This is a genomic window from Adlercreutzia sp. ZJ176, from assembly GCF_011038975.1.
In the GTDB taxonomy this organism is placed as follows: domain Bacteria; phylum Actinomycetota; class Coriobacteriia; order Coriobacteriales; family Eggerthellaceae; genus CAAEEV01.
Genome location: NZ_JAAKEC010000012.1, coordinates 39,373 through 64,732 on the forward strand (window position 1 = coordinate 39,373; position 25,360 = coordinate 64,732).

Genomic DNA, 25,360 nt, shown 5'->3' on the forward strand with positions numbered 1-25,360 from the left:
GACAGACCTCTTTTTTGTTGGTGGCACCCGGGGTTCCTCGCCCCGTCCCGCTTCGGCAAGAGGTAGAAGGCACGCAAGAGTCCGGGGACGGACGAGGATGGGCGGTGGGAGAAGCCGCCGAGAAAGGAATGATCGAAATGACGGACGTGAACGCAACGGCTCAGAAGCGCGTGGTGGCCCAGCAGGAGAAGAGCGGGCTCGCGGTCCAGGACCTCATCCTGGTGGCGGTGCTGATCGCGGCAGGCGCCGTGCTCAAGCTCACGGTGTCGAGCTTCCTGTCGTTCGGCGGCATGAAGCCCAACTTCATGATCGCCATGTACTGCCTGGCCATCATACTCGTGCGCCCGAAGGTGTACCAGTCGGTGATCATCGGCCTTCTGGTGGGCCTGGTCAGCCAGATCCCCATGCTGAACGCCACGCCTTTGGTGAACATCGCCTCCGAGGTGCTCGGCGCGCTCGTGTGCGGCGTTCTGGTGAGCGCTCTTTCCAAGGTGGCCGCTGACAACAAGGCCTGCCAGAACGCGGTGTTCCCCGCCGTCATCACGTTCGTCTCCACGGTGGTGTCCGGCTACACGTTCGCCCTGATCGTCGGCGTGGCCGTGGCGCATCTCGACCCGATCGCCGTGTTCGGCGTGTACGCGGTCATGGTGTTCGGCACCGCCGTCATGAACGCTGTCGTGGCCGTCATCCTCACCCCGGTCCTGCGCGCGGTGCTGAAGCGCTAAACGGGGCTCTTGTAAGGAGAAACATGATCGAAATCTCAAACCTCACCTTCCGCTACCGGGAGGGGAGCGCGCCGGTGGTGCGCGACGTCAGCCTCACCGTCCCCGACGGCACGTTTTTGGGGATCACGGGCGCGGCGGGCAGCGGCAAGTCGACGCTCACCTACGCGTTCAACGGCATCATCCCGCACTGCTACCCCGGCGACTTCTACGGCAGCGTGGTCATCGACGGGCTCGACACCTGCACCTCCTCGCTCACCGACGTGAGCCGGCTCGTGGGCAGCGTGTGCCAGGACATCGAGTCGCAGATGGTGTCGTCGGTGGTCGAGGACGAGATCCTCTACGGGCTGGAGAACTTCGGCGTGCCGAAGGACGAGATCGGCCGCCGCGTGAGCGAGGCGCTCGACGCCATGGGCATCGCCGATTTGCGCCACCGCAGCATCGCGGGGCTCTCGGGCGGGCAGAAGCAGAAGGTGGCGGTGGCGTCGGTGATCGCGCTCGAGCCGCGCGTGCTCGTGCTCGACGAGCCCACGGCCGAGCTCGATCCCGCCTCGTCGGTGGGCGTGTTCGAGCTTCTGCGCCGCTACGCGCGCGAGCACGGGACCACCGTCATCGTGGTGGAGCAGAAGATCGCCCTGCTCTCCGAGTACGCCGACGAGCTGCTCATCGTGGACGGCGGCACCGTCGTGTTCAAGGGCGCGCCCGCCGAGGTGCTCGCGCACTCTGACGAGCTGCTCGAGATCGGCGTGAACTGCCCGCGCGCCACGAGCCTGGTGAACCGCCTGCGCCGCCGAGGCCTGTACGCGGGCCCGGCTGCGCGCAACGTCGACGAGGCGGTCGCCGCCTGCAAGGAGGTGCTCGCATGATCGAGTTTCGAAACGTGTCGGCCAGCTACGCCGAGGAGCTGCCGGTCCTGCGCGACGTGAGCTTCACGGTGCCCGACGGCGACTTCGTGGCGTTCGTGGGCACGAACGGCGCCGGCAAGTCGACCACGATGCGCCTGGTGAACGGGCTTCTGAAGCCCACGTCGGGCGAAGTGCTCATCGACGGGGCGTCCACACGCGACCTCAAGACCAGCGAGCTGGCGGCGAAGGTGGGCTTTCTGTTCCAGAACCCCGACCGCCAGATCTGCTGCGAGACGGTGCGCGAGGAGCTCCTGTTCGGCTTCAAGGTGCTCGGGCGCGCGGATTCGGAGGCGGAGGCGCGCGTCGACGCGATGATCGAGCGCTTCGGCTTCGACGCCGACGCCGAGCCGTTTTTGCTGAACCGCGGCACGCGCCAGCTTCTGGCGCTGGCCTCCATCATCGTGATGGAGCCGCCCGTGGTCGTGCTCGACGAGCCTACCACGGGCCTCGACTTCCGCGAGTGCGGCAAGGTGATGGACGCGATCGCCGCCATGAACGCGCGCGGCACCACCGTCATCATGGTCTGCCACGACATGGAGGTGGTGGGCGACTACGCGCGCCGCGTGATCGCCATGACGGCCGGCCAGGTGGTGGCCGACGGCCCCACCTTCGAGGTGCTGAGGGACCGTGCGGTGCTCGAGCGCGCGCATCTGCTCCCGCCCCAGGTGGCGGGGGTGTCGATGCGCCTGGGCGAGGAGCTCGCGGGCTGTGCGGGCACGCCGGTGGCATGGGCGAACACGCTTGACGAGATGGAGCGCGCGCTCGCGGACGCCGTGGGCTCAAGCGCGACGAGAGGGGAGGACGCGCGATGAGCGGCGGCTTTCTGGAGTACGTACCCGGTGACAGCTTCCTGCACCGCATGAACCCCGTCGCCAAGCTGGCGTCGGCGTTTCTGCTGGTGATCGCCTGCTTCGCCACGTCGAGCCCCGCGCTTCTGGCGCTCGTGCTCGTCGTAGACGCCGTTCTGGCCGCGCGGTGCGACATGGTGGCGCAGACGATCGGCTTGGCGAAGGCGGTGTGCGCCTTCTCGCTGCTGCTCGCGCTCATCGCGCTTCTGTTCACGCCCTCAGGCGACGTGCTCGTGGCGCTGCCGTGGGGGTACGTCGGCACGGGGAGCATAGGCGCGGCCGTGCTCATCGTGGTGCGGCTCGTGGCCTGCGCGGTGCCGCTCTTCCTGGTGTTCTACGTCACCAAGCTCACCGACATGGCCAACGCCATCGTGAAGGTGCTGCACGTGCCCTACAAGTACGCCTTCGCCTTCACCTCCACGGTGCGCTTCATCCCCGTGTTCATGAACGACATGGCGGGCATCATGGAGGCGCAGACGGCGCGCGGCGTGGAGTTCGACGGCTCGCTCGCGAAGCGGATCCGCCTGATGGTGCCGCTGTGCGTGCCGCTGCTGGTGAGCTCGGTGCGCAAGACGAACTCGGCGGCCATCGCGGCGGAGGTGCGCGGGTTCAACCTGCGCACGCGCGAGAGCGGCTACAAGGACTACCCGTTCGCGACGATCGACGTGGCCGCGATGGCGGCGAGCGCCGCGCTCGTGGCGGCCGCCGTCGCGCTGGGCCTGCTGCTGTAGCTTTGACGCCCTGCGCGGGGCGATGAGGTCAAGCGCTCCCGCTTGGGGAATCAGTTTGCGCTATGGAGTAAAACACTTGTATGCCAAACAAATGTTTGATATAATGCTCTTGCGGCTGGATGATCGGTCCTAACCTCGTGTATCGGGGGACAGCCTTTGCGAAGCGCGTTTTTTCTGCAGGGAAGGATCGCCATGCGTCTTTTACGGTTTCCTTGCGGATGCTTCTAAATTATCAACTTAAATGTATAATTTAGAGAGGCGATTATGGTCAAGAGGCGTGATCTCGTGAGGGAGCTGATCGAAGCGGGGTTCGTAAGCAGGGGCGGAAGGAATCACGAGGTGTTCGTCAAGCCTGGTTTTAGGACGGTGGTTCCGCATCATCGCGAACTCAGGGAAGTTACGGCGAGCGAGATAAGGAAGCAAGCCGGTCTCAAATGATGCGAGGGCTGGGTCGCGGGTTGGGGCCAGACGCCGTGTGCGGAACGGAATGAGGCGCCAGTTTGGCGGGCTGATGTCGAGGAGGTGCGTTGTGCGCTATGTGTTTGAGTTCGAGTTGGTAGAGAGCGAGGGGTGGTTCGTCGCTGTTCCCCTTGACTTCGACGGTGCGACGCAAGGGAAGAGCTTGGCGGAGGCTTCGGATATGGCGGCAGACTGGCTCAGGACTGAGCTTGAATATCGCCTGATGAACGGCGAGGCTATACCTTCCCCTTCGCTTGGCGCCGACCCTCGAAGAGGGGGGCGCATGCTTCTCGTGGCAGTTGACGTGAGCCTCGACGCCATTGAGAAGGTGAGCGCCAAGGAGGCTGCGGCGCTTCTCGGGGTGACGCCGTCGCGGGTCTCTCGAATGGCGAAGGAGGGACTCCTGACGAGCTTCCGCGTGGGGCGTGACGTGTACGTGACGCTTGACAGCATTAAGGCGCGCATAGCAGAGAAGCCGAAGGCGGGTCGGCCGAGGAAGGACAAGGTATGCGCATAGCCATGGACGTAGCTTGCTTGGGAGTCGGTGGATGCTGGCTTTAGGATCCCTGGGATTGAGCTCAGGTGATTCGGTGCTCTTGGCTGCAAGCTTCGAGGCGCGGGAGCACGCTGCTTAGGGAGCCTGGGGCCTCAGGACCGTGAAGTACCGCTTCCTGTAGCTTTGACGCCCTGCGCGGGGAAAAAGGTGCTATACTGCGCTGTTACATGCGTTGACGAAGACAGTGGCGCGCAGGCGACGCCCCCAGAGACGGACCTCACCGGCTGAAAGGGTCCGGGCCCATCGCGCACGCCAATTCCCTTCCGAGCAGCATGCCTGAAAGCAGACGCGGCGCGAGATGTCGAGTAGGGCATGACGGGTGCTCCCGTCACAGGGCGCAATGAGCGGGCGCGGCATGCGGCGCCTCCGCCCTTTGCCAGCGGCAGTCACGCGGACGCCATGAGCGTCGCGGCGGCGCAGGCGGAGGCGGGGGAGCGCGCAGATGCGCGCCAACCGAGGTGGTACCGCGAGAGCCTTCTCTCGTCCTTGGACTCGAAATCACGCGTTTCGGGAACCAGGGACGCGAGAGGGCTCTTTTTTTGTTGGAAGAAGAAAGGCAGAAAGCAACTATGGCGATCACAGACGAATTGAGCGCGCTGCGCGCGTCCACGCTTGCCAGCATCGCCGCGGCGGAGACGTCGGCGGCGCTCGAGGCCGTGCGCGTGGCCGTGCTCGGGAAGTCGGGCACGCTCACCGGGTACCTGCGCTCGATGGGCAGCGTGCCCAAGGAGGAGCGCGCGGCGGTCGGCAAGGCCGTGAACGAGGCGCGCGTGGCCGTCGAGGAGGCGCTCGGCGCCCGCAAGGCCGCGCTCGACGCCGCCGAGCTCGAGGCGGCCATCGACGCGGCGGCCGTCGACGTGACGCTGCCGGGCCGCGCCCAGCAGATGGGCACGCGCCACCTCATCAACGGCATCATCGACGAGCTCTCCGAGATCTTCCTCGGGTTGGGCTACTCGGTGGCGAAGGGCCCCGAGGTGGAGACCGACTACTACAACTTCACGGCGTTGAACGCCCCGGCCGACCACCCCAGCCGTTCCATGCAGGACACGTTCTACGTGCACGACCTCTCCGGCGACACCTCCCAGGTGCGCGGCGAGTCGGACGTCCTTCTGCGCACGCAGACCTCGGGCGTGCAGGTGCACGTCATGGAGGACCAGGAGCTGCCCATCTACATCATCGCGCCGGGCAAGGTGTACCGCCGTGACGTGGCCGACCCCTCGCATCTGCCGCAGTTTCACCAGATCGAGGGCTTGGTGGTGGACAAGGGCATCACCTTCGGCGACCTCAAGGGCACGCTTGACTACGTGTGCAAGCAGGTGTTCGGCCCCGACCGCAAGACGCGCTTCCGCGCCCACTACTTCCCGTTCACCGAGCCGTCGGCCGAGGTGGACGTGAGCTGCGGCATCTGCCACGGCGAGGGCTGCCGCATGTGCAAGGGCACCGGCTGGCTCGAGATCCTCGGCTGCGGCATGGTGGACCCGAACGTGCTCGAGATGAGCGGCATCGACCCCGAGGTGTATGCGGGGTTCGCCTTCGGCATGGGGGTGGAGCGCATCGCCTGCCTGAAGTACAACGTCCCCGACCTGCGCATGCTCCTCGAAGGCGACATGCGCTTCCTGCGTCAGTTCTAAGCCGGGCGCTGAGGGCTGAGGCGGAGCCCAGTCGCTCAGACAGTCCTGCTCGCTCGAAATGCTCGCCGAGCATTTCGGCTCGTGCGGAACTCGCTTGGTGAGCACCGCCTCAGCCCTCAGCTGGCTGCGACGCTTGCCAACGCAGGAGTTTTCCGGATGCAAGTCCCCCTTTGCCCGCATGCTTCGGCAGGCGGGTTGGAGAAGAAGGAAGAACACACATGAAGGTATCTTTGAAGTGGCTGTCCGAGTACGTGGACGTGCCGACTGACATAAAGGCGTTCTGCGACAAGCTCGACCTCACGGGCACGGGCGTCGAGGGCGTGGAGAAGACGGGCGCGGCGCTCGACGGCATCGTCGTGGGGCACGTGCTCACGTGCGAGGCGCACCCCGACAGCGACCACATGCACGTGGTCACGGTGGACGTGGGCGCGGGCGAGCCCGTGCAGATCGTGTGCGGCGCGCCGAACATCGCCGCCGGCATCAAGGTGCCGGTGGCCACCGTCGGCGCGGTTCTGCCCGGCGACCTCAAGATCAAGAAGTCGAAGCTGCGCGGCGTGGCGAGCTGCGGCATGTGCTGCTCGCAGCGCGAGCTCGGCTTCGGCTCCGACCACTCCGGCATCTGGGTCCTGCCCGAGGACGCGCCCGTGGGCGAGCCCATCGCCGACTACCTGAAGATGACCGACACCGTGCTCGACCTCGAGATCACGCCGAACCGCCCGGACTGCCTGTCCGTCGTGGGCTTCGCGCGCGAGGTGGGCGCCATGTACCGGCAAAACTGGCGCGACCCGCTTGGCGCCATGGCGGCCGAGCTTTCGCTCGACGCGAGCGGCGCGCCCGTCGACGAGGCCGTGAGCGTGACCGTCGAGGACGCCGTGCGCTGCCCGCGCTACACCGCGCGCGTCATCCGCGGCTGCAAGGTGGGCCCCTCGCCCGACTGGATGGTCGAGCGCCTCGCCGCCATCGGCCAGCGCTCCATCAACAACATCGTGGACGTCACGAACTACGTCCTGTTCCTGCTCGGCCAGCCGCTGCACGCGTTCGACCTGGGCAAGCTCACAGGCGCTGATGGGCGCGCCCACGTGGTGGTGCGCGCGGCGCGCGACGGCGAGCGCCTCACGACGCTCGACGGGGAGCAGCGCGTGCTCACCCCCGACATGACCGTCATCGCCACGCCCGAGCGCGGCGCGGTGGCGCTCGCGGGCGTCATGGGCGGGCTCGACACCGAGGTGACCGACGAGACGTGCGACATCTTCCTGGAGGCCGCCACCTTCGAGGCCGGCCGCACGAGCCGCACGAGCCGCAACCTGGGGCTCATCTCCGAGAGCTCCCTGCGCTACGAGCGCGGCGTGGACGACCAGGGCATGGTGGAGCGCTCGGCGGCCGCCGCCGCGCTCATCGCCGCGGTGTCGGGCGGCACGGTGAGCGCCGCGGCCGGCAACGAGAGCGGCTGCGTGGACGTGTGGCCCGCGCCGTCTGAGCCGGCGCGCCTCGCCTTCCGCATCCCGCGCTTCTGCGGCATGATGGGCGCCGACATCCCGCGCGACTTCGTGGTCGACGTCCTCGCCCGCCTGGGCTGCGAGGTGGCCGACACCGCCGACGCCGACGTGCTCGCGGTCGTCGCCCCCACGTTCCGCCCCGACCTCGAGCGTGAGATCGACCTGTACGAGGAGGTGCTGCGCCTGTGGGGCATGGACCGCATCGCGCCGACGCTGCCCGCGAGCCCCGACCGCGTGGGCGTGCGCACCGACGAGCAGCGCAAGCGCGACGTCATCAACGACACCCTGCGCGCGTGCGGCCTGAACGAGACGATGACCTACTCGTTCGCCGAGCCGGGTGACCTTGCGCGCCTGCGCATGAGCCCCGAGGGCCTCGGCGCGCCCGTGGAGCTCCTCAACCCGCTCAACGCCGACCAGTCGGTGATGCGCCAGTCCGTCATCCCCGGCCTTTTGCGCAGCGTGGCCTACAACCAGAGCCGCGGCGTGCACAACGTGCAGCTCTACGAGATCGGCACGGTGTTCTCCACCGCCGAGGGCCGCAAGAAGCCCAAGGAGCGCAAGAAGGTGGCGGCGGTGATGGCCGGCGCCATGCACGAGGCGGGCTGGAACACCGCCGCGGTGCCGTTCGACTTCTTCGACGGCAAGGGCGTGCTCGAGAGCCTCGCGCGCGAGCTGGCGCTGCCCAAGGTGCGCTTCCGCGCGCTTGCGTCCGAGGACGCGCCGCACCTGCAGCCCGGCCGCGCCGCCGAGATGCTCTCCGGCGGCACGGTGATCGGCTGGGTGGGCGAGCTGCACCCGCTCGCGGTCGACGCGTTCGACGCCACGGCGCCCGTGGTCGCCTTCGAGCTCGACCTGGGCGCGCTCGTGAAGGCGTCATGCCCCGCGCGCCCCTACGTGGACGTGCCCACGTTCCCGGCCGTGTCGGTTGACCAGGCGTTCGTGGTGGCCGAGGACGTCGCGCACGAGAAGATGCTCCAGTGCATGACGTCGGCGGGCGGCAAGCTGCTCGAGAGCGTGCAGCTGTTCGACGTGTACCGCGACGAGGAGCGCGTCGGCGCGGGCAAGAAGTCGATGGCCTACGCGCTCACCTACCGCGCCGCGGACCGCACGCTCACGAGCGAGGAGGTGGAGAAGGCGCACAACCGCCTCGTGACCAAGGTGTGCAAGGCGACCGGCGCCGAGGTGCGCGGCTAGCCGGCGGGCTCGCGCGGGGACGGCGCGGGCGCTTTGAGCCTGCGCGTCCCTTTGATAGGGGGTATTTGGAGAGGGGCCGCGCCTGCGGCCCCTCCCTGCTTGTCGTGGTAGAATCCCAAGCAGGTCAGACGATTGATGCGGGCGGCGCCTCGGCGCGCCCGCGTGAGAGGCAGTTGGTGAGCTTGCAGAACCCCTACGAAGGCCGCGGCCCGAACGCCGACGGCCGGCGGCGGCAGCCCGCGGGCGGCCGGCAGCCCGGCGGCGCCGGCGCGCCGACCGGCGGCATGTCGCCCGAGGAATTCGCCCAGATGTGCCACACCATCGAGGAGTCAGTCTCCCAGGTGGCCAAGCTCGTCGGGGTGGGGCTCGGCAAAGCCGGCAGCGCCGCGGTCCAGGCAGCTGACGCCTGCCAGCAGGCGTACCGGGAGGCCGCCCAGACAAACGCGCGCCCCGCGCAGCCGGACCTCGCGCGCGTCCTGAGGGAGCGCGCGGGATCCGCCCTCGCGAGCGCGCGCTTCCGCTCCACCGCGGGGCTCACGGCGTCGGGCGTCGTCATGGCCGCCTTCGGCGGCATGCTCACCGTCTCGTTCCTCGTGGCGCTCGTCATCGCGCTGGTGGTGCCGCTGGCGGGCGCGGGCGTGGCCGTCGCGGGGCTCTCCGCGGCCTTCGCCGCGCTCTCCGGCTGGCTGCTCGCCGCGGGCGTGGGGCGCCTGCGCCTCGCGAGCCGCGCGAAGGCGTTCCAGCGCGTCTTCGGCTCGCGCGAGGTGTGCGACGTCTCCGAGCTCGCCCGGCAGCTCGGCATGAGCGACGCCCGCGCGCTCGCCGCGGCGCGCCAGATGCTGAAGCGCGGGCTGCTTCCCCAGGGGCACCTCGACGACGAGGGCACCTGCCTCATGGTGACCGACGACGCCTACCTCCTCTACCGCCAGGTGCAGCAAGCCCGCGCGCAGCAGCTCGCCGAGGAGCGCGCGGCGCGCGAGCGCTCGCGCCTCGAGGCCGAGGCTGCGCGCGCGCGAGGCGAGCTGCCGGCCGAGGCGCGGGCGTTCGTCAGCCAGGGAGGCGGCTTCCTGGGCCAGATGCGCGAGCTCGACGCGCGCATCGACGACGCGGCGGTGAGCGCGAAGATCGCCGCCCTCGCCGAGGTGGTCGAGCGCATCTTGGCGCGCGTGGCGGACGAGCCGTCGGCGGCAGGCGGCCTCGAGCGCCTGAACAGCTACTACCTGCCCACCACCGTGAAGCTCTTGGAAGCCTACGACGACCTCGAGGACCAGCCCTCCCAGCTCGGCAACGTCGCCAGCTCGCGCCAGGAGATTGAGCGTGCCCTCGACACCTTGCATGGCGCCTTCGAGAAGCTCCTCGACGAGACGTTCCAGGACCTCACCCTCGACGTGTCCTCCGACGTCAGCGTGCTGCATGCCGTGCTCGCGCAGGAGGGCCTGACCGAGGGCCCCTTCGGGAAGAGATAAGAGAAAGGAAACCTCCCCATGACCGACGACCTCACCTTCGACGGCGTCCCCGCCCCGAAGCTCACGCTCGAGCCGCTTGCCGACGAGAAGCCCGCGCAGGTGCTCGAGGCCACCCTCGCCCAGGCCCCCGCCGCCGCCCCCGCGCTCGACGACGTGCTCACCGACGAGGAGCGCGCGCAGGTGGAGGCGTTCTCCCGGCAGATCGACGTCGCCAACTCCCAGCAGGTGCTCCAGTACGGCGCCGGCGCGCAGAAGAAGATGGCGGACTTCTCCGAGATGGCGCTCGAGAAGGTGCGCACGCAGGACCTCGGCGAGGTGGGGGACCTCATCACGGGCGTGGTCACCGAGCTCAAGGGCTTTGACGTCGAGGAGGAGAAGGGGCTGCTCGGCCTCTTCAAGCGCCAGACGAACAAGCTCGCCGCCATGAAGGCGCGCTATGACAAGACCGAGGCGAACATCGACAAGATCACGCACGCGCTCGAAGGCCACCAGATGACGCTCATGAAGGACGCCGCCACCCTCGACAAGCTCTACGAGCTGAACCTGACGTACTTCAAGGAGCTCACCATGTACCTGATCGCGGGGCGCCGCCGCCTGGAGGAGGTGCGTGCCGGGCAGCTTGCCGAGCTGGTGGCACGCGCGCGCCAGACCGGGCGCACCGAGGACGCTGAGGCGGCGCAGAAGCTCGAGGCGGCGTGCAACCGCTTCGAGAAGAAGCTCTCCGACCTGGACCTCACGCGGACCATCGCCCTGCAGACCGCCCCGCAGATCCGCCTGGTGCAGAACAACGAGATGCTCATGATCGAGAAGATCCAGACGACGCTCGTGAACGCGATCCCTCTGTGGAAGGGGCAGATGGTGCTCGCGCTCGGCCTCGCCAACAACGAGGCGGCCCTGCGCGCGCACGAGGCGGTGACCGACATGACCAACGAGCTTCTGCGGAAGAACGCCGAGAAGCTCAAGTCCTCCACGGTGGAGGTCGCGCAGGCGAGCGAGCGCGGCATCGTGGACATCGAGACGCTGCGCGTCACCAACGAGCGCCTCATCGAGACGTTCGACGAGGTCATGCGCATCCAGGAGGAGGGGCGCGCCAAGCGCGCCGAGGCGGAAGGCGAGATGCGCAAGATGGAGGCCGAGCTGCGCGACAAGCTGCTGCAGCTGAGGTAGTCGCGCGCGGCGGGCCGCGGGGACGCGCAGCGGCGGGACGGCGGGCAGCGCCCCTGCGCGCGGCGCGTCCCGCGGTCGCCCCGCGATCGCTCCCGCCCCGCAGCCGCCGTCAGATCTCGAACGACATCCCGTCGAGGGCCGCTTCCACGCGGCCCTCGTACTGCTCGAGCCATCTTGCCAGCTCGGCGTAGGTGATGGGCTCGTCGTAGTGCATGCACATATGCGTGAGGTAGATCTTCTTCGCGCCGAGCGCGAGCCCCTCCTCGATGCACTCCTGGATGGAGTGGTGGTCGTTCGGGCTCCAGTTGCGCTTCCAGAACGTGGCGTCGAGCGCCAGGACGTCGCAGCCGCGCACGCGCGCGGCCGTCTCCTCGGGCAGACGCGCGGTGTCGGACGCGTAGAACATCCGCGTGCCAGGCGTGCCCGCGGCCGCGTCGCCCGGCGTCTCGATGAGGTAGCCGTAGGTTCCCGGCGCGTGCGTCACGGGGCAGGCGGTGTAGCGCACCCCGTCGAACTCGTGGACGTCGAAGGGCTCCATCACGTGCAGGTCCAGGCAGTAGGTCATGTAGTGGAACTCGCCCGCGATCCCCGAGAGCGCCGCCTCGGAGCCGAAGACGGGCATTTCTCGCTTCTGGACGAGCTGCACGAGGTACTCGTACTCGCCGAGGCCGCCGATGTGGTCGAAGTGCGCGTGGGTGAACAGGATCTCGTCGACGTGGCGCACGTCCTCGCGCAGGAGCTGGTGGCGCGCGTCGGGCGGCGTGTCGATCACGAGCGTGGGGACGTGCCCCTCCTCGTCGGCCTGCCCGCGCACCATGACGCCGCAGTCGCCGCGGCGCAGCGCCGGGTTCGCGCGCGCCTCCTCGCAGGCGGGGCAGTCGCAGAAGAACGAGGGCACGCCGCAGCCGGCGGCGGTGCCCATGAAGGTGAAGGTGTGCTGGGGCATGCGCTTTCTCCTTAGGGTGGAACAGTCTGCACGGGCGGGTCGACGGCGTTCGCCCATCGCGCACCCATCTCGATTATAGCCGCCTGAGCTCCACTTGTCGGAAAAGAATAAAGGGTGGTGGCAACTACTGAACGCAATCGGTATAATCCCGTACTTGGTTAGGTGCGTCCTGTGCCGTGACGTTGGGAGAGAGCGTCTGAGCAGGGGATAAGCCTGACCGCCGCGCTCAGCGCCCAAGCGGCGGGCATCCCGGCTCGTACCTTAGGGTGTAGGCCTTCCGGCCTTTTCCATCCTACGGGTTCGATGCCCCGAGCCCTCTTCTCGGCTACACTGTTGCGGCAATTTGCGGACATGAGGGCGCGCTCGCGCTCGCGGTGCGCTCATTCATTGGTGATGCAAGTAAGAGACGAGAAGAAGAGGGGAAGGTAGATGGAAATTTCCAAGACGTCGACGGGCCTCAAGGACATCCTGTGTCCTGACACCGAGTCGACTGAGGTTGACATCCACGCCGACGGCGTTGAGATGATCAAGTCACTCTGCTACTTCTGCCATGCCAACTGCGGCGTTCTTGCCTACGTCAAGGACGGCGACGTAATTAAGATCGAGGGCGATCCTAATTACTCGAGCCAGGGCGGCCTGTGCTGCCGCGGCACCAGCGCGCTTCTGCATGTGAACCACCCGGCTCGCATCAACCACGCGCTCAAGCGCGTCGGCGAGAAGGGCGAGGGCAAGTGGGAGCAGATCGACTACGATCAGGCCATCCAGGAGGTCGCCGACCGACTCAACCAGATCAAGGCCGAGAGCGGCGCCGAGGCCGTGGCTTCGGCCGGCGGCACCACGCGCACCGACGACTGGGCGCGCCGCCGCTTCCTGAACCAGTTCGGCACGCCGAACGGCTTCCACAACGCGCTTCTGTGCTGGATCCCCACGTTCATGGCTGAGACCTGCGTGGCCGGCTGGTCGCCGTTCGAGACCGACCTGGGCGGCGCGAAGTCGCTGATCCTGTGGGGCATGAACCCGGGCGCTTCCACCTTGGGCGGCATGCACGGCTACACCGACCTGCAGAAGGCGGGTCTGAAGATCATCATGGTCGACCCGCGCTACTCCGAGACGGCCTCGAAGGCCGACCTCTGGCTGCCGCTGCGCCCCGGCTCCGACGCCGCGCTGGCGCTCGCCATGCTGCACACCATCGTGTACGGCGGCATGGCCGACTACGACTTCATCGGCAAGTGGTGCGACGGCTTCGATGACCTCATGGACCACCTGGCGCAGTACTCGCCCGAGTGGGCTGCCCCCATCACGTGGCTCGAGCCTGAGCAGATCCGCCAGGCTGCCATGATGTACGCCACCAACAAGCCCGGCTGCATCCAGTGGGGTTGCACGTGGGACCAGATCGGCCGCGCGTCGACCACCGGCTCCCATGCGATCGCGCTTCTGCGCGCCGTCACCGGCAACCTCGACGTCCCTGGCGGCGACGGCATGCCCGGCCCGGCCCTGAACTTCCTCACCGACGAGGAGCTCGAGCTCAACGAGTGCCTGCCCGAGGAGCAGAAGGCCAAGCAGATCAGCCGCTACAAGCTGACCTCCTGGCCCGGCTATCAGATCATCTCCGACACCGCGCGCCGCACGTGGGGCAAGACGCTGCCCACCGAGTGGTTCTGCGAGGCCCACGGCCCGAGCGTGTTCAAGGCCATCCTCACGGGCGACCCGTACCAGGTGCGCGCCCTCATCTGCAACGCCACCAACCCGGTGAACTCCTACGGCGACGCGAAGATGACGCTGGCCGCCCTCAAGGCCTGCGAGTTCCTCGTAGTCGTCGACTACTGGATGACCCCGACGGCGCTGTTCGCCGACTACGTCTTCCCGGCCGCCGGCGCGCTCGAGCGTCCGACCATCGTCACCCACTACGGCGCCACCGACTCCCTCATGGGCGGCCGCCGCGCCATCCAGCCGAAGTTCGACCGCCACACCGACATGGTGTTCTGGCGCAAGCTCGGCCTGGCCTGCGGCCAGGATCCGGCGAACTGGCCGTGGGAGACCGAGGAGGAGGCCTACTACGAGGTGCTCAAGGGCATCGGATTGCCGGTCTCCAACTACAACGAGTTCGTGGACAACGTGCGCATGTACTACCCGCCGCTGCACCAGAGCAAGTTCGAGAAGAACGGCGGCTTCTGGACGCCGTCCGGCAAGGTTGAGCTGAACTCCACCATCATGCGCCAGCTCGGCTTCCCGGGCATGCCCACCTACATCGGCACCATCGAGAACCCGATCGACACGCCTGAGCTGCTCGACGAGTACCCGATCGTGCTCACCACCGGCGGCGGCTTCATGCCGTACCACCACTCCGAGCACTTCCAGATGCAGGGCATCCGCTACCTGTACCCCGACCCGTACTTCTCGATCAACCCCGAGCTCGCCGAGAAGCTCGACATCGAGTACGGCGACTGGTGCTGGATCGAGACGCGCCGCGGCCGCATCAAGATGCGCGCGAACGTGGAGCCCGAGGTGGATCCGCGCGTGGTGTTCGCGCCGCGCGGCTGGTGGTTCCCCGAGCGCGACGGCTCGGCCGACCTCGACAACCCGTTCGGCTGCCTCGAGTCCAACGTCAACGTGCTGACCTCGGTCGACGAGGAGCACTGCGACCCGATGGGCGGCTCGTGGGCCAACCGCGGCCTGCTGTGCAAGGTGTACAAGTGCACCGAGCTCGACCATGACTACAAGCCCGAGGACACCCAGTTCTCCATCCCGGGCAGCGTCGCCGAGCCGGGCATCCACGAGATGCCGAGCTCTCGCCCGCTGGCTCGCGAGGACATCCCGTTCGAGATGCCCCAGTACGAGGGCGGCGAGGTTCCCGAGGGCTACGACTGGGTGTGGCAGAACAACACCCTGTACCAGAAGGGCACGAACTACAAGCTCGACGCTTCCGGCTGGCTCATCAACCCGCGCAACAAGGCGTACTACGACGCGTACACCGGCTGGCGCTACGACGCCGGCGAGGAGTGCCTCGTGGACGACGAGACGGGCAAGCGCTACACCATGGAGCGCGAGGAGATCAAGTACATGGGCGCCTACCGCCTCTATCCCGGCGCCGAGGCTCCGTACGCGGTTCCCGAGCAGCTGGTGTGGAAGGAAGAGGGCTACGCCACGCTTCCCGGCCGCGACGAGCTGATCTACGACAACAACTCCGGCTGGCTCATCAATCCCGAGACCAACGTCTACTACGACGCCTACTATGGCTGGGCGTACGACCCCACGGCGAACTGCCTGATCGACATGGAGACTGGCAAGCGCTACACCATGGAATACCAAGAGATGGCAGAATAGGAGGAGCTGAACATGACACGTTACGTAATGGTCATCGACCAGCGCCGTTGCATCGGCTGCCATTCCTGCACGGTTGCCTGCCGTACTTGGAATAAGCTGCCGCTCGACATCATCTACAACCCGGTCGTCACCGAGGGCGCGCAGGGCACGTGGCCGCATGTCCACAAGAGCTGGACGCCGCTTCTGTGCATGCACTGCGAGAACCCCGAGTGCGTTCCCTGCTGCCCGTCGGGCGCGAGCCAGCAGGACCCGGACGGCACCGTGTGGGTCGACCCCAAGAAGTGCCTGTCCTGCAAGGTGTGCGTGAACGCCTGCCCCTACGGCATGCGCGACGCGTCCCACCTCGAGTCCCGCCTGCACCGCTTCGTGCGCAAGTGCACCTTCTGCCGCGACAAGCGCCAGCTCGACCCGGACGCCCAGCCGTACTGCGTGCTCACCTGCCATCAGAAGGCGCGCGTGTTCGGCGATCTGGACGACCCCGAGAGCGAGGTCTCGAAGCTCATCGGCTCTGTGAAGACCGAGCGCCTCTTCGAGGAGTTCGGCACCGAGCCTCAGATCTACTACATTCCTGAGTTGGGAGGCAAGGCATAATGAAGCATCATTATTGGGAACCGCCTATCGCCCTGTACCTTTTCCTGGGCGGTCTGGCTGGCGGCATTCTGTTCCTGTCCGCCATCTTCAACACCTTCGTGGTGCCGGGCTTTGCCGAGGTCTTCGCGATGCCCGTGCTCGTCTCGCTCGTGTGCATCGCCATCGGCTGCGTGTTCCTCGTCATCGACCTGGGCCAGCCCGGCGTGTTCTGGCGCGTGTGGACCACGGCGACCTCCATCATCAAGTGGGGCGCGACCTTCCTGGTCATCGCCGCGGTGTTCGCGCTGCTGTTCTTCCTGGCCTACCTGGGCGACGCCTGGCCGATCTTCGCGGGCCTGTCTGACCTGCTCAAGCCGGCTGCCGGCTTCTTCCTGGGCGTGGCGGGCTTCTTCGGCCTGTGCATCATGATGTACACCGGCATCATGCTCTCCACTCTGAAGGCGCATGCGTTCTGGGCGACCCCGGCCCTGCCGGTGCTGTTCACCGTGTCCGCCATCTCGACGGGCTGCGCGGCTGTCGTGCTGTCCATCGGCGGCTGGCCGGCTGAGGTGACGCTCGGCACGCTCATCGTGTCCGAGGTCGTGCTCGAGATCCTGCACGTGGTCGACATCATCCTGGTCATCACCGAGTTCATCATCCTGATGACCATGGTGCTCTCCTTCCTGGGCGCCGGCAACGTCACTGCCAAGAAGGCTGCGAAGCGCTGGGTGTGCGGCTCCTACGCGCCGCTGTTCTGGATCGGCATGGTGCTCGTGGGCCTGGTCATCCCGTTCGCCCTGTACGTGGGCGGCTCGGGCGCCGCGTCCCAGCTCATCGCCCCCATCCTCGTGCTCATCGGCGGCTGCCTGCTGCGCTTCCTCGTGGTCAACACCGACGATCGCGCCCCCATCCCGGGCGAGATCCGCTACTACGAGCGCGTGGCGAAGCCCGACGCCGAGTTCGTGCACAAGTGGACCTACGGCGAGAACATCTTTTAGCGTTCGTTCCGCCCGTTCTGACGGAACGGGCGGAACTGCTTGACGCTGTGAAGCCCTGATGCACTTCGCCTAGCCCCTTGTTTGGGGCGCGGCGCGGCGCGAAGGCCGCTTGGCCCCAAGGCGGGGCTATCCGAAGCACCTCAGGGCTTCTCGCTGACGTTACGAACGACAGGGGAGCTGCGATCCTTGTCGTGACATTCGTCATCGTCAGGTCTTGTTGATCTAATCTGGTGGGGTTCGGCAGGTTTTCTGTCGGGCCCCACCTGTTGCGTTCCCGAGAGGCGCGCGGCGCGCTGCCCGCAAGCGGCGGCTGACGTCGCGCGGCGCGCTTCCCGGGAAGGCAACGAAGGGGAGGCTTCATGGAGGACTACACGTTTGCGGACGCGTTGACGGGCAACGCGGTCACGTTCGACTACCAGACGGGCGAGGCGCGCCTGGCGCGTCGCGCGGAGGGCGAGGAGCTGCCCGCGTGCACGACGCTCTTCTTCCCGGGCTGCTCGTTCATCAACTACGCGATGCCGCTCGTGGCGGCGGTGTACGACACGCTCAAGTCGTCCGGCGCGGTCGACGGCATCTCGCTTCTGTGCTGCGGCAAGATCCTGTCCTACGAGCCCGACGGCGACGAGGTGCGCGCGGGCTTCGAGGCCCAGCTGCGCGACCACCTCGCGAAGAGCGCGATCTCGCGCATCGTGGCGGCGTGCCCGAACTGCGTGACCGCGCTGCGCCAGGCGCTTTCGGGCGATGAGCGCGTGGAGGGCGTCGAGATCGTGGCCCTGCCGCAGGTGCTGGCCGACCTGGGCTACCGCATCGACCGCGCCACCGTGGCCGAGCAGGTGAAGGGCGACGCCTCCGCGCCCGTGCTCCTCTGCACGCACGACTCGTGCCCCGACCGCGCCACCGGCGAGTTCGCCCGCGGCCTGCGCGCGCTTCTGCCCGAGGGGCTCTTCGCCGAGCCCGAGCACGCGCGCTCCCGCTCGCTGTGCTGCGGGTCGCTCCCGCGCGCGGCGGGCAAGTTCGAGGCGGCTGACAAGTGCGCGCGCCGAAACGGCGAGGAGGCGCTCGCGGTGGGCGCCGACGCCATCGTCACGGCGTGCATGAGCTGCACGTTCCAGCTGAACATGGCGCAGAGCTCCGTGCAGGTGGTGCACTTCCTCGAGCTTCTCTACGCGTGGCGCGTCAACTGGGCGACCGTGGGCGCGTGGATGAAGCTGCGCTTTTTGTTCGACGACACCATGGGCGTGGTCGAGGACGAGGGAAGCGGCCGCGCCTTCAAGGGCCTGGGGAGGTAGCGCCATGACACGGGAACGCAAGAGGACCAACTGCCACTTCTGCGGCTACTGCTGCGCCTTCACGGCGACGGTGGACGAGGACGGGCGCGTGGTCGACCTCGAGCCCGACCCCACGCGCTACCCGTACGACCCGCAGGTCCTGGCGGGGTGCCGCCGCTGGCGCATGAACCTCGACGTGCTCGACGGGGCCGACCGCGTGAACTACCCGCTGCGCCGGGTGGGGGAGCGCGGCGCGAACCAATGGGAGCGCGTGAGCTGGGACGAGGCGATCGCCGACATCGCGGCGCGCTTGAAGGCGCTCGCCGCCGCGCACGGCCCGGGCACGCTCGCGTCCATGATCGGCGGGCCGCACACGTCGTTCTGGCCGCTGCACCGCTTCATGACGTTGTTCGGCTCGCCGAACAACATGGGGATCGGGCAGATCTGCTGGAACCCGCGCATCTGGATGGACGTGCTCACCTTCGGCTGGACGGTGGAGGCCGACATCCGGCCCGAGACGGGCTGCGTGCTCATCTGGGGCACGAACCCGGCCGAGTCCGACAACTCGCTGTTCTGGCGCAGTCTCCTTTACATCGGCAAGTCCGAGGACACCGCCCTCGTGGTCATCGACCCGCGCTTCACGCGCACGGCGCGCGCGGCCGATCTGTGGCTCGCCCCGCGCCCCGGCACCGACTGCGTGCTCGCGCTCGGGCTTTTGAACGTCATCATCGCGGAGGATTTGGTGGACCGCGCGTTCGTGGACGCGTGGTGCTACGGCTTCGACGAGCTGGCCGCGCACGTGGCGCGCTTCACGCCTGAGTACGCGGAGGGCGTCTGCGACGTGCCGGCCGCCGACATCGTGCGCGCGGCGCGCCTGTTCGCGGGCCCGCGCGGCGAGGGGGCCTACCCCTCGGCGCTCGTGTCGGGCCGCGGCATCGACCAGGTGGGGCGCTCGGTGGCGCCGACGCACCGCGCCATCTGCTGTTTGCGTGCCATCACGGGCAACGTGGATCGGCCGGGCGCATGCGTGCTCGCCGAGGGGAGCGACTTCATCCCCGAGGTCGACCTCGAGCTCACGCTCGAGCACGCCGACGAGCTCTCCGCGCGCTGCCTGAACACGCCGCACACGCCCCTGCAGTGCTACGAGGGCTACGCGCACGTCGCCGCGCTCACCGAGCGCCTCGGGCGCAAGCTCCCGGCGCGCTACCTGACCTCAGCCCACCCCGACCTGGTGCTCTCAGCCATGGAGACCGGCGAGCCCTACCCGGTGCGCGCGCTTGTCGTGGAGGCCACGAACCCCCTGCTCACCTACGCCGACACGCACCGCGTGTTCGACGCGCTCATGGGGCTCGACCTCATCGTGGTGCTCGACTACTACCTGACCTCCACGGCCTCCATCGCCGACTACGTGCTGCCGGCGGCGGGCGCGATCGAGCGCTCGCTCTTCCAGGCGCACGGCGGCGTGGCCAACATGGCCTACGGCGGCCCGAAGGCGACGGACCCCTACTACGAGCGCAAGAGCGACTACGAGATCTTCCGCCTGCTCGGCTGCGCGCTCGGGCAAGAGGAGTCCTGGCCCGACGAGACGTTCGAGGACGCCATCGCGCGCACGCTCGCGCCGACGGGCATGGACTGGGACACGTACTGCCTGCTGGGCCTGTGCTATGTGCCGCCCGCCTACGAGAAGCACCTCATCCCCGGCGCCGACGGCGCCCCGCAGGGCTTCGCCACCACGACGGGCAAGATCGAGCTCGCGAGCGTCGCGCTCGAGGAGCTCGGCGGGCCGCGCCTGCCCGAGCCGGGCGAGCCGCGCCGCCTGTGCAGCCCTGAGTTCGTCGCCGCGCACGAGGCGCAGGGCTGGACGCACCTGACGCTCACCACGGGCGCGCGCAAGCAGCCCTACAACGCCTCCATGTACTTCAACAACCGCGCCTTCCGCGAGAAGGCGCCCTACCCGGTGGTGGAGATGAGCGAGGCCACGGCGCGCGACCTGGGGATCGAGAAGGGTGATTGCGTGGTCGTGGCGACGGATCAAGGCGAGGCGCGCTTCGTGGCTGATACAATACGTATGCGCGATGGTCTACTAAATGCGGACTACGGATGGTGGCATCCCGAGTGGACGCCGGGCGCGCCTGCGTTCGGCGGCATGTGGGAGTCCAACATCAACTGCCTGACCTCGTGCTCGCTCGACCAAGGCGAGCCCATGATCGGCACGTGGTCCTACAACGCGATCGACTGCATGATAAGGAAGGACGACGCGCGCCTGAGCTGGCAGCCCGGCTTCACGCCGGAGGATGCCGCTTGCGGGGCGCAGCGTCTCGAGGATTAAGGAGCATAGCAAGTGGCAGAGAAAAAGCAAGCGCTGCTGGTGTTCAGCAAGCCGCCCATCCCGGGCATGGTGAAGACGCGCCTGACCGTGAAGCACGGCGGCTTTTTGACCGACGAGCAGGCCGCCGAGTTCTTCAGGCGCAGCCTGTACGACGTGTGCGAGGCGTCCATGCACGCGCTCATCGAGATGCAGCGCGCCAACGACGCGCTCGTGGAGGCCGACCCCACCGCCGACAAGATCACCTACGACTTCTTCGTGTCCACCACGCCGGCCAAGAACGTCGAGCTCATGAAGGAGACGTTCGACGCCATCGGCCCGTGGCCCATGGAGATCCACTACCTGACCGACGCGGGCGCCACGTTCGACGACCACTTCGACGACGCCTTCAAGCAGATCTTCGACCTGGGCTACGAGCACATCGTGTCCGTGGGCGGCGACATCCCCACCATGCCGAAGTCGCACATCACGCAGGCGTTCCAGTGGCTCGACTACTTCCAGTCGCTCGGCACGCCGGGCTTCGTGCAGGCGCCGTGCCAGGAGTGCGGCACGTCGCTCGTGGGCTTCAGCTACAACACGCCCATCAACCACCAGGGCGTGTACTACAACCTCGACGGCAAGCCGGCGCTCGACGCCTACATGGAGAAGACCGAGGCGGCAAACATCCCCACGGCGTACTTCTCGCCCGTGGCCGACATCGACGAGAAGACCGACCTCGCGCACGCCATCTCGTGCATGAACGCCATCAAGCAGGCGGCGAAGTTCCAGAACGAGCTCTTCGTGCCGCAGCGCGTGCTCGACTGGGTGAACATCATGGGCATCCGCGTGTCCACGCCGCCCAACGACGAGCACGACCCGCGCCAGTACATCGACGAATAGGCTCCGCTTGGCCTGAAAGAACAGGCGAAACGGCTCGACGCCGCGGCTTCGTGCGCCAACCTGTGGCGAGTGCTTTGTTGAGAGGACAAGGAACAGCAAGTTGAAACTACTTCACAAAACCGGGGCCCTGTGCCCGACGTGCTTGAAGGAGCTGCCGGCCGAGGTGTACGCCGACGAGGCGGGCGTGGTGTGGATGGGCCGCACCTGCCCCGAGCACGGGCGGCTCGACACGCGCATGTGGCCCGACGCCGCGCACTACGAGTGGCTGCGCTCCGAGGCATTTCCCAAGACCAAGCCGGTGAACACCGAGCCCGTCAAGGGGCCGTGCCCGTTCGGCTGCGGCACGTGCGCGCGCCACGAGCGCCGCGGCACGCTGCTCGAGATCGAGGTCACGCGCAACTGCAACCTGCGCTGCCCCGTGTGCTTCGCGAGCGCCGAGGGCGGGGAGGACGACCCCACGCTCGAGGAGATCTCGGCGATGTACGACGTCATCGCGCGCGCGGTGGGGACCGACGGCGCCGTGCAGATCACGGGCGGCGAGCCCACGTGCCGCAAGGATCTGGTCGACATTATCTACCAGGGGCGAGAGAAGGGCTTCTGGGGCATCGAGGTCAACACGAACGGCCTGGTCATCGCCAACCGGGAAGGGTATCTGGAAGACCTCGTGGGCGCGGGCCTCACGGGCGTGTACCTGTCGTTCGACGGCCTGACCGGCGACGTGTACGAGGCCACGTGCGGGCGCGACATCCTCGACATGAAGCTGCGCGCCATCGAGCGCTGCCGCGAGGTGGGCATCCAGGTGGTGCTCTCCGTGGCGGTGGTCGCGGGCGTGAACGACGGCCAGCTCGGCGACCTTCTGCGCTTCGCGCTCGAGAACTCCGACGTGGTCGCGGGGCTGGCCCTGCAGCCGGCGTTCACCTCGGGCCGCTTCGACGCCGAGCGCGCCCTGCCCATGAGCGCGGGCGACGTGATCTTCTCGCTGGCCGAGCAGTCCGACGGGCTGCTCGAGGTGCGCGACATCTGGCCTTTGGGCTGCTCGAACCCGCTGTGCGACACAGGCGTCTTCCTGGTGAAGAGCGACGACGCGGAGCACGGGAGCGGCTTCTACCCGGCCACGCGCCGCATGACCATGGAGGAGTACGCAGAGGGCTACAGCCCCGACTCCCCGCAGGGCTCGGTGTTCCAGGACATCCTGTACAAGAAGGGCGTCGAGGTGAAGACGGGCCTGTCGGTCATCATCATGAACTACATGGACGCGGTGTCGATGGACACGCAGCGTCTGCGCGAGTGCTCGATGATGGTGACGGTGCCCGACGGCCGCGCCATCCCGTTCTGCTCCTACCACCTGACGGACGCCGCCGGCAAGCGCGTGTACCCGCCCTGGTGCAAGGAGGAGCTGCGCGGGGTGGGGGACCGGCACTAGGGGACTGGCACTAGGGCCGGTGCGAACGTGAGCGCGCCCGGGGGCCGCGGAGAGGCGCGGCGCTCGGGCTTCGACCCGCCGCCTGGGGCGGCAGGGCCTCGGCGGCGCAACGGCAGGAATTCGACGGCAGAGCGACGAGACGAGAGGCGCTATGGACAAAAACGAGCAGAAGGCGCTGTGGGACGCGCAAGACATCGCGAGCGAGACCGCCTACGCGGTGACCAACGACCCGACCCGCTGCGTGCAGTGCGGCCTGTGCGTGGCGTTCTGCCCGTGCGACGTGCTGGAGCTTGACGAGGAGGGCTACCCCTACGCGGCGCACATCGACAATTGCGTGGGCTGCACCACGTGCGCGGGGAACTGCCCGCAGCGCGCGCTTCTGGTGGAGGCGCAGGGCGACGCCACCTTCGACCCGCTCGCCGACGAGCCGCGCGCCGAGCCGATCTCCGACGAGCTGCGCGCGCAGTACGCGGAGTGGCAGCGCGTCATCATGGAGAAGCTCGGGCTGCGCTGGCAGCCGGTGGCGGTGAGCCTCATCGACAAGGACGAGCCTCTGCCCGAGGCCCCTCTGCCGCCTGAGAACCTGCGCTTCTGCCAGGCCATGATGGCCGCGCGCCGCGGCACGTCCATCCTCATGCCGCCGTATCGCCACGCCTGCCCCGACGGCACGTCCATCTTCGGCATGACCGGCGTGCCCGAGAAGCTGGCCACGGGCGAGATCTACGTGCTGTTCCACAAGCTGGTGAACGCGGAGGCCGCGGCGCGCATGGTGGCCGAGCGCCCCACGCTCGAGCCGAAGAGCCGCCGCGCCACCTACGTGGCGCCGCTCGACAAGACGGTGCGCGAGCCCGAGGTGGTGGTGTTCACGGGAACGCCCGAGCAGATGATGTGGCTGTGCATGTCCATGAGCTACTACACGGGCCACCGCTTCGACTTCCACGCGAGCGGCTACAACTCCATGTGCGTGGAGGCGGTGCTCTACCCCCTGCTCGAGCAGCAGCCCAACATCACGTTCGGCTGCTACGGCTGCCGCGCGGCCACCGACCTGAGCGAGGACATGATGTTCATGGGCGTGCCCACCGCGGTGCTCCCCACGGTGGTCAAGGGCCTGACCGAGCTGGCGAAGAAGTCCATCCCGCACTCCCGCATGAAGATCTACGTCCCGCCCATCATGTAGCGCCTCGTCCCGCGCGTCCTAGCGGGTGCGCGGGGCGTTCCCGGCAGGGATTTGGCGGCGATGCCTGCCGGCTTCGCCGCGAACCGTGAGGTGTTTCACGTGAAACATCAGTTTGCGTTTCGCGCATGCGGACGACTTGAGTGATTGGTGAGGCTTTATGGCATCTGGGCAGCTTTTCACGTTGCGCCCCGCCGAAGAGCGGGATCGCGCCTACCTTGACTCGTACACCTACGCCGAGGGCATGGACTACCTGCCCTCGCTCGAGAACGTGACGGTGGCGGCGAACGACGCCGACGAGCCGGTGGGCTTCATCCGCATCGCGCAGGGCGCCAACGGGTTCGCGCACGTGAACCCCGTGGTGGTGTACGAGAGCTGGCGCGGGCACGCCGTGGGGCGCGCGCTCGTGGACGACGCGCAGCGCACGTTCGGCGAGCTGCGGCTCGTGGCGCGCGGCGCGTCGAAGCCGTTCTACGACGCGCTGGGCTTTACGTGCTGCGCGTGGGACGAGGTGGACGTGAGCGTCACCGAGGACTGCGACGGCTGCCCTCTGAGCGACGAGTGCAACCCCCAGCCCATGCGCCGCGCAGCCATCCCCACCCGCCCCTAAGCTCCCAAGAAGAGGCGCTTCCGCTTTCCCTGTCATCCTGAGCGGAGCGCCCGTAGGGCGCGGAGTCGAAGGATCTGGCCGTGAGCAGATTGCGCCGCGCGCGGCGCCCAGATTAGAGCGCGGTGCCGCGCGTGGGGGTGTAGAGCCTGCTGAGGTCGACGCCCTCGAGTTCGAGCAGCGCGCGTTTGACGCCGAGCCCGCCCGCATAGCCGGTGAGGCTGCCGTCGGCCCCCACCACGCGGTGACAGGGCACGATGATGGAGATGGGGTTGTGCCCGACGGCGCCGCCGACGGCGAGTGGGGCGGTGCGCACGCCGCCGCGCTGCGCGGTGATGAGGCGGGCGATCTCGCCGTACGTGGTGAGCTCGCCGTAGGGGATGGAGCGCAGAACCGCCCACACCTCCTGCTGGAAGTTGGTGCCCGCGGGGGCGAGGGGGAGGTCGATCTCGGGACGCGCGCCCGCGAAGTACGCCTTAAGCCACGCCTCGGCGCGCTCGAGCACCTCGCAGGTCCCCTCCATGTGATCGCCCAGCGTACGGCCGTGGTACTTCTGCCCCTCGATCCAGAGGCCCGTGAGCCCCTCGGCGCTCGCGGCGAGCGAGAGCTCCCCGACGGGGGAGCCGACCTTCTTGACGAGCGTGACGGATGCGCCTTCCTGTTCCATGGT

General features: G+C 68.0%; 21 protein-coding genes. 19 read left to right on the forward strand and 2 right to left on the reverse strand.

Annotation, left to right across the window (positions count from 1 at the left end):
* Window positions 1-137 precede the first annotated feature (137 nt).
* The 10 genes from G7Y50_RS07700 (at window position 138) to G7Y50_RS07745 (ending at window position 11,175) form a co-directional block, all read left to right on the forward strand.
* On the forward strand, window positions 138-725 hold the full coding sequence (locus G7Y50_RS07700) for a tryptophan transporter (RefSeq protein WP_241156532.1): 588 nt from the start codon (window positions 138-140) through the stop codon (window positions 723-725).
* 23 nt (window positions 726-748) lie between these two features.
* A complete protein-coding gene (locus tag G7Y50_RS07705; RefSeq protein WP_165055785.1) occupies window positions 749-1,588 on the forward strand; it encodes an energy-coupling factor ABC transporter ATP-binding protein in 840 nt (279 codons plus the stop codon).
* The gene (locus tag G7Y50_RS07710) at window positions 1,585-2,439 is read left to right on the forward strand and encodes an energy-coupling factor ABC transporter ATP-binding protein (RefSeq protein WP_165055787.1); all 855 of its coding nucleotides are present in this window, start codon (window positions 1,585-1,587) and stop codon (window positions 2,437-2,439) included. The genes G7Y50_RS07705 and G7Y50_RS07710 overlap by 4 nt, the downstream gene beginning before the upstream one ends.
* Window positions 2,436-3,206 carry an energy-coupling factor transporter transmembrane protein EcfT gene (locus G7Y50_RS07715; RefSeq protein ID WP_241156534.1) on the forward strand — a complete coding sequence of 257 codons (771 nt, stop codon included), beginning with the start codon at window positions 2,436-2,438 and terminating at the stop codon, window positions 3,204-3,206. Before G7Y50_RS07710 ends, G7Y50_RS07715 begins: the two co-directional genes overlap by 4 nt.
* Before the next feature lie 285 nt (window positions 3,207-3,491).
* Window positions 3,492-3,644 carry a type II toxin-antitoxin system HicA family toxin gene (locus G7Y50_RS07720; protein WP_165055789.1) on the forward strand — a complete coding sequence of 51 codons (153 nt, stop codon included), beginning with the start codon at window positions 3,492-3,494 and terminating at the stop codon, window positions 3,642-3,644.
* A gap of 91 nt (window positions 3,645-3,735) precedes the next feature.
* Entirely contained in the window at window positions 3,736-4,182 is a 447-nt protein-coding gene (locus G7Y50_RS07725) for a type II toxin-antitoxin system HicB family antitoxin (protein WP_165057016.1), read from the forward strand.
* Window positions 4,183-4,790: 608 nt separating this feature from the next.
* Complete coding sequence (pheS, locus tag G7Y50_RS07730) at window positions 4,791-5,852, forward strand: phenylalanine--tRNA ligase subunit alpha (RefSeq protein ID WP_165055793.1); 1,062 nt, start codon at window positions 4,791-4,793, stop codon at window positions 5,850-5,852.
* A 218-nt stretch (window positions 5,853-6,070) separates the two neighbouring features.
* The gene (pheT, locus tag G7Y50_RS07735; protein ID WP_165055795.1) at window positions 6,071-8,542 is read left to right on the forward strand and encodes a phenylalanine--tRNA ligase subunit beta; all 2,472 of its coding nucleotides are present in this window, start codon (window positions 6,071-6,073) and stop codon (window positions 8,540-8,542) included.
* 176 nt (window positions 8,543-8,718) lie between these two features.
* Window positions 8,719-10,008, forward strand: a complete 1,290-nt coding sequence (locus G7Y50_RS07740) for a 5-bromo-4-chloroindolyl phosphate hydrolysis family protein (RefSeq protein ID WP_165057019.1) — start codon at window positions 8,719-8,721, stop codon at window positions 10,006-10,008.
* Window positions 10,009-10,026: 18 nt separating this feature from the next.
* Window positions 10,027-11,175, forward strand: coding sequence for a toxic anion resistance protein (locus tag G7Y50_RS07745; protein ID WP_165054439.1), 1,149 nt, complete (start codon window positions 10,027-10,029; stop codon window positions 11,173-11,175).
* Window positions 11,176-11,284: 109 nt separating this feature from the next.
* Here the strand turns inward: G7Y50_RS07745 and G7Y50_RS07750 are convergent, their stop codons facing one another.
* The gene (locus tag G7Y50_RS07750; protein ID WP_165054436.1) at window positions 11,285-12,121 is read right to left on the reverse strand and encodes an MBL fold metallo-hydrolase; all 837 of its coding nucleotides are present in this window, start codon (window positions 12,119-12,121) and stop codon (window positions 11,285-11,287) included.
* Between the two features lie 429 nt (window positions 12,122-12,550).
* On the opposite strand from G7Y50_RS07750, the gene G7Y50_RS07755 reads away from it, so the two are divergent.
* The 9 genes from G7Y50_RS07755 to G7Y50_RS07795 all read left to right on the forward strand — a co-directional run bounded on the left by G7Y50_RS07755 (window position 12,551) and on the right by G7Y50_RS07795 (window position 24,693).
* Window positions 12,551-15,445, forward strand: coding sequence for a molybdopterin-dependent oxidoreductase (locus G7Y50_RS07755; RefSeq protein ID WP_165054433.1), 2,895 nt, complete (start codon window positions 12,551-12,553; stop codon window positions 15,443-15,445).
* 12 nt (window positions 15,446-15,457) lie between these two features.
* Window positions 15,458-16,036, forward strand: a complete 579-nt coding sequence (locus G7Y50_RS07760) for a 4Fe-4S dicluster domain-containing protein (protein WP_165054430.1) — start codon at window positions 15,458-15,460, stop codon at window positions 16,034-16,036.
* Window positions 16,036-17,013 carry an NrfD/PsrC family molybdoenzyme membrane anchor subunit gene (gene nrfD / locus G7Y50_RS07765; RefSeq protein WP_165054427.1) on the forward strand — a complete coding sequence of 326 codons (978 nt, stop codon included), beginning with the start codon at window positions 16,036-16,038 and terminating at the stop codon, window positions 17,011-17,013. Before G7Y50_RS07760 ends, nrfD begins: the two co-directional genes overlap by 1 nt.
* A gap of 359 nt (window positions 17,014-17,372) precedes the next feature.
* On the forward strand, window positions 17,373-18,302 hold the full coding sequence (locus G7Y50_RS07770) for a heterodisulfide reductase-related iron-sulfur binding cluster (RefSeq protein WP_165054424.1): 930 nt from the start codon (window positions 17,373-17,375) through the stop codon (window positions 18,300-18,302).
* Between the two features lie 4 nt (window positions 18,303-18,306).
* Window positions 18,307-20,610: a molybdopterin-dependent oxidoreductase gene (locus G7Y50_RS07775; protein WP_165054421.1), complete on the forward strand. Its 2,304-nt coding sequence runs from the start codon at window positions 18,307-18,309 to the stop codon at window positions 20,608-20,610.
* Window positions 20,611-20,622: 12 nt separating this feature from the next.
* On the forward strand, window positions 20,623-21,486 hold the full coding sequence (locus tag G7Y50_RS07780) for a DUF2064 domain-containing protein (protein ID WP_165054418.1): 864 nt from the start codon (window positions 20,623-20,625) through the stop codon (window positions 21,484-21,486).
* A gap of 100 nt (window positions 21,487-21,586) precedes the next feature.
* Window positions 21,587-22,909 carry a radical SAM protein gene (locus tag G7Y50_RS07785; RefSeq protein ID WP_206214807.1) on the forward strand — a complete coding sequence of 441 codons (1,323 nt, stop codon included), beginning with the start codon at window positions 21,587-21,589 and terminating at the stop codon, window positions 22,907-22,909.
* A 151-nt stretch (window positions 22,910-23,060) separates the two neighbouring features.
* Window positions 23,061-24,086, forward strand: a complete 1,026-nt coding sequence (locus G7Y50_RS07790; protein WP_165054415.1) for a DUF169 domain-containing protein — start codon at window positions 23,061-23,063, stop codon at window positions 24,084-24,086.
* A 157-nt stretch (window positions 24,087-24,243) separates the two neighbouring features.
* A complete protein-coding gene (locus G7Y50_RS07795) occupies window positions 24,244-24,693 on the forward strand; it encodes a GNAT family N-acetyltransferase (RefSeq protein WP_165054412.1) in 450 nt (149 codons plus the stop codon).
* Window positions 24,694-24,805: 112 nt separating this feature from the next.
* Here the strand turns inward: G7Y50_RS07795 and G7Y50_RS07800 are convergent, their stop codons facing one another.
* The gene (locus G7Y50_RS07800; protein WP_165054409.1) at window positions 24,806-25,357 is read right to left on the reverse strand and encodes a methylated-DNA--[protein]-cysteine S-methyltransferase; all 552 of its coding nucleotides are present in this window, start codon (window positions 25,355-25,357) and stop codon (window positions 24,806-24,808) included.
* Window positions 25,358-25,360: the final 3 nt, after the last annotated feature.

Excerpts from the sequence above, each read along its gene's own strand:
- G7Y50_RS07700 (WP_241156532.1), top strand. The coding sequence starts at position 138 with ATGACGGACGTGAACGCAACGGCTCAGAAGCGCGTGGTGGCCCAGCAG.
- G7Y50_RS07705 (WP_165055785.1), top strand. The coding sequence starts at position 749 with ATGATCGAAATCTCAAACCTCACCTTCCGCTACCGGGAGGGGAGCGCG.
- G7Y50_RS07710 (WP_165055787.1), top strand. The coding sequence starts at position 1,585 with ATGATCGAGTTTCGAAACGTGTCGGCCAGCTACGCCGAGGAGCTGCCG.
- G7Y50_RS07715 (WP_241156534.1), top strand. The coding sequence starts at position 2,436 with ATGAGCGGCGGCTTTCTGGAGTACGTACCCGGTGACAGCTTCCTGCAC.
- pheS (WP_165055793.1), top strand. The coding sequence starts at position 4,791 with ATGGCGATCACAGACGAATTGAGCGCGCTGCGCGCGTCCACGCTTGCC.
- pheT (WP_165055795.1), top strand. The coding sequence starts at position 6,071 with ATGAAGGTATCTTTGAAGTGGCTGTCCGAGTACGTGGACGTGCCGACT.
- G7Y50_RS07745 (WP_165054439.1), top strand. The coding sequence starts at position 10,027 with ATGACCGACGACCTCACCTTCGACGGCGTCCCCGCCCCGAAGCTCACG.
- G7Y50_RS07750 (WP_165054436.1), bottom strand. The coding sequence starts at position 12,121 with ATGCCCCAGCACACCTTCACCTTCATGGGCACCGCCGCCGGCTGCGGC.
- G7Y50_RS07755 (WP_165054433.1), top strand. The coding sequence starts at position 12,551 with ATGGAAATTTCCAAGACGTCGACGGGCCTCAAGGACATCCTGTGTCCT.
- G7Y50_RS07760 (WP_165054430.1), top strand. The coding sequence starts at position 15,458 with ATGACACGTTACGTAATGGTCATCGACCAGCGCCGTTGCATCGGCTGC.
- nrfD (WP_165054427.1), top strand. The coding sequence starts at position 16,036 with ATGAAGCATCATTATTGGGAACCGCCTATCGCCCTGTACCTTTTCCTG.
- G7Y50_RS07770 (WP_165054424.1), top strand. The coding sequence starts at position 17,373 with ATGGAGGACTACACGTTTGCGGACGCGTTGACGGGCAACGCGGTCACG.
- G7Y50_RS07775 (WP_165054421.1), top strand. The coding sequence starts at position 18,307 with ATGACACGGGAACGCAAGAGGACCAACTGCCACTTCTGCGGCTACTGC.
- G7Y50_RS07790 (WP_165054415.1), top strand. The coding sequence starts at position 23,061 with ATGGACAAAAACGAGCAGAAGGCGCTGTGGGACGCGCAAGACATCGCG.
- G7Y50_RS07795 (WP_165054412.1), top strand. The coding sequence starts at position 24,244 with ATGGCATCTGGGCAGCTTTTCACGTTGCGCCCCGCCGAAGAGCGGGAT.
- G7Y50_RS07800 (WP_165054409.1), bottom strand. The coding sequence starts at position 25,357 with ATGGAACAGGAAGGCGCATCCGTCACGCTCGTCAAGAAGGTCGGCTCC.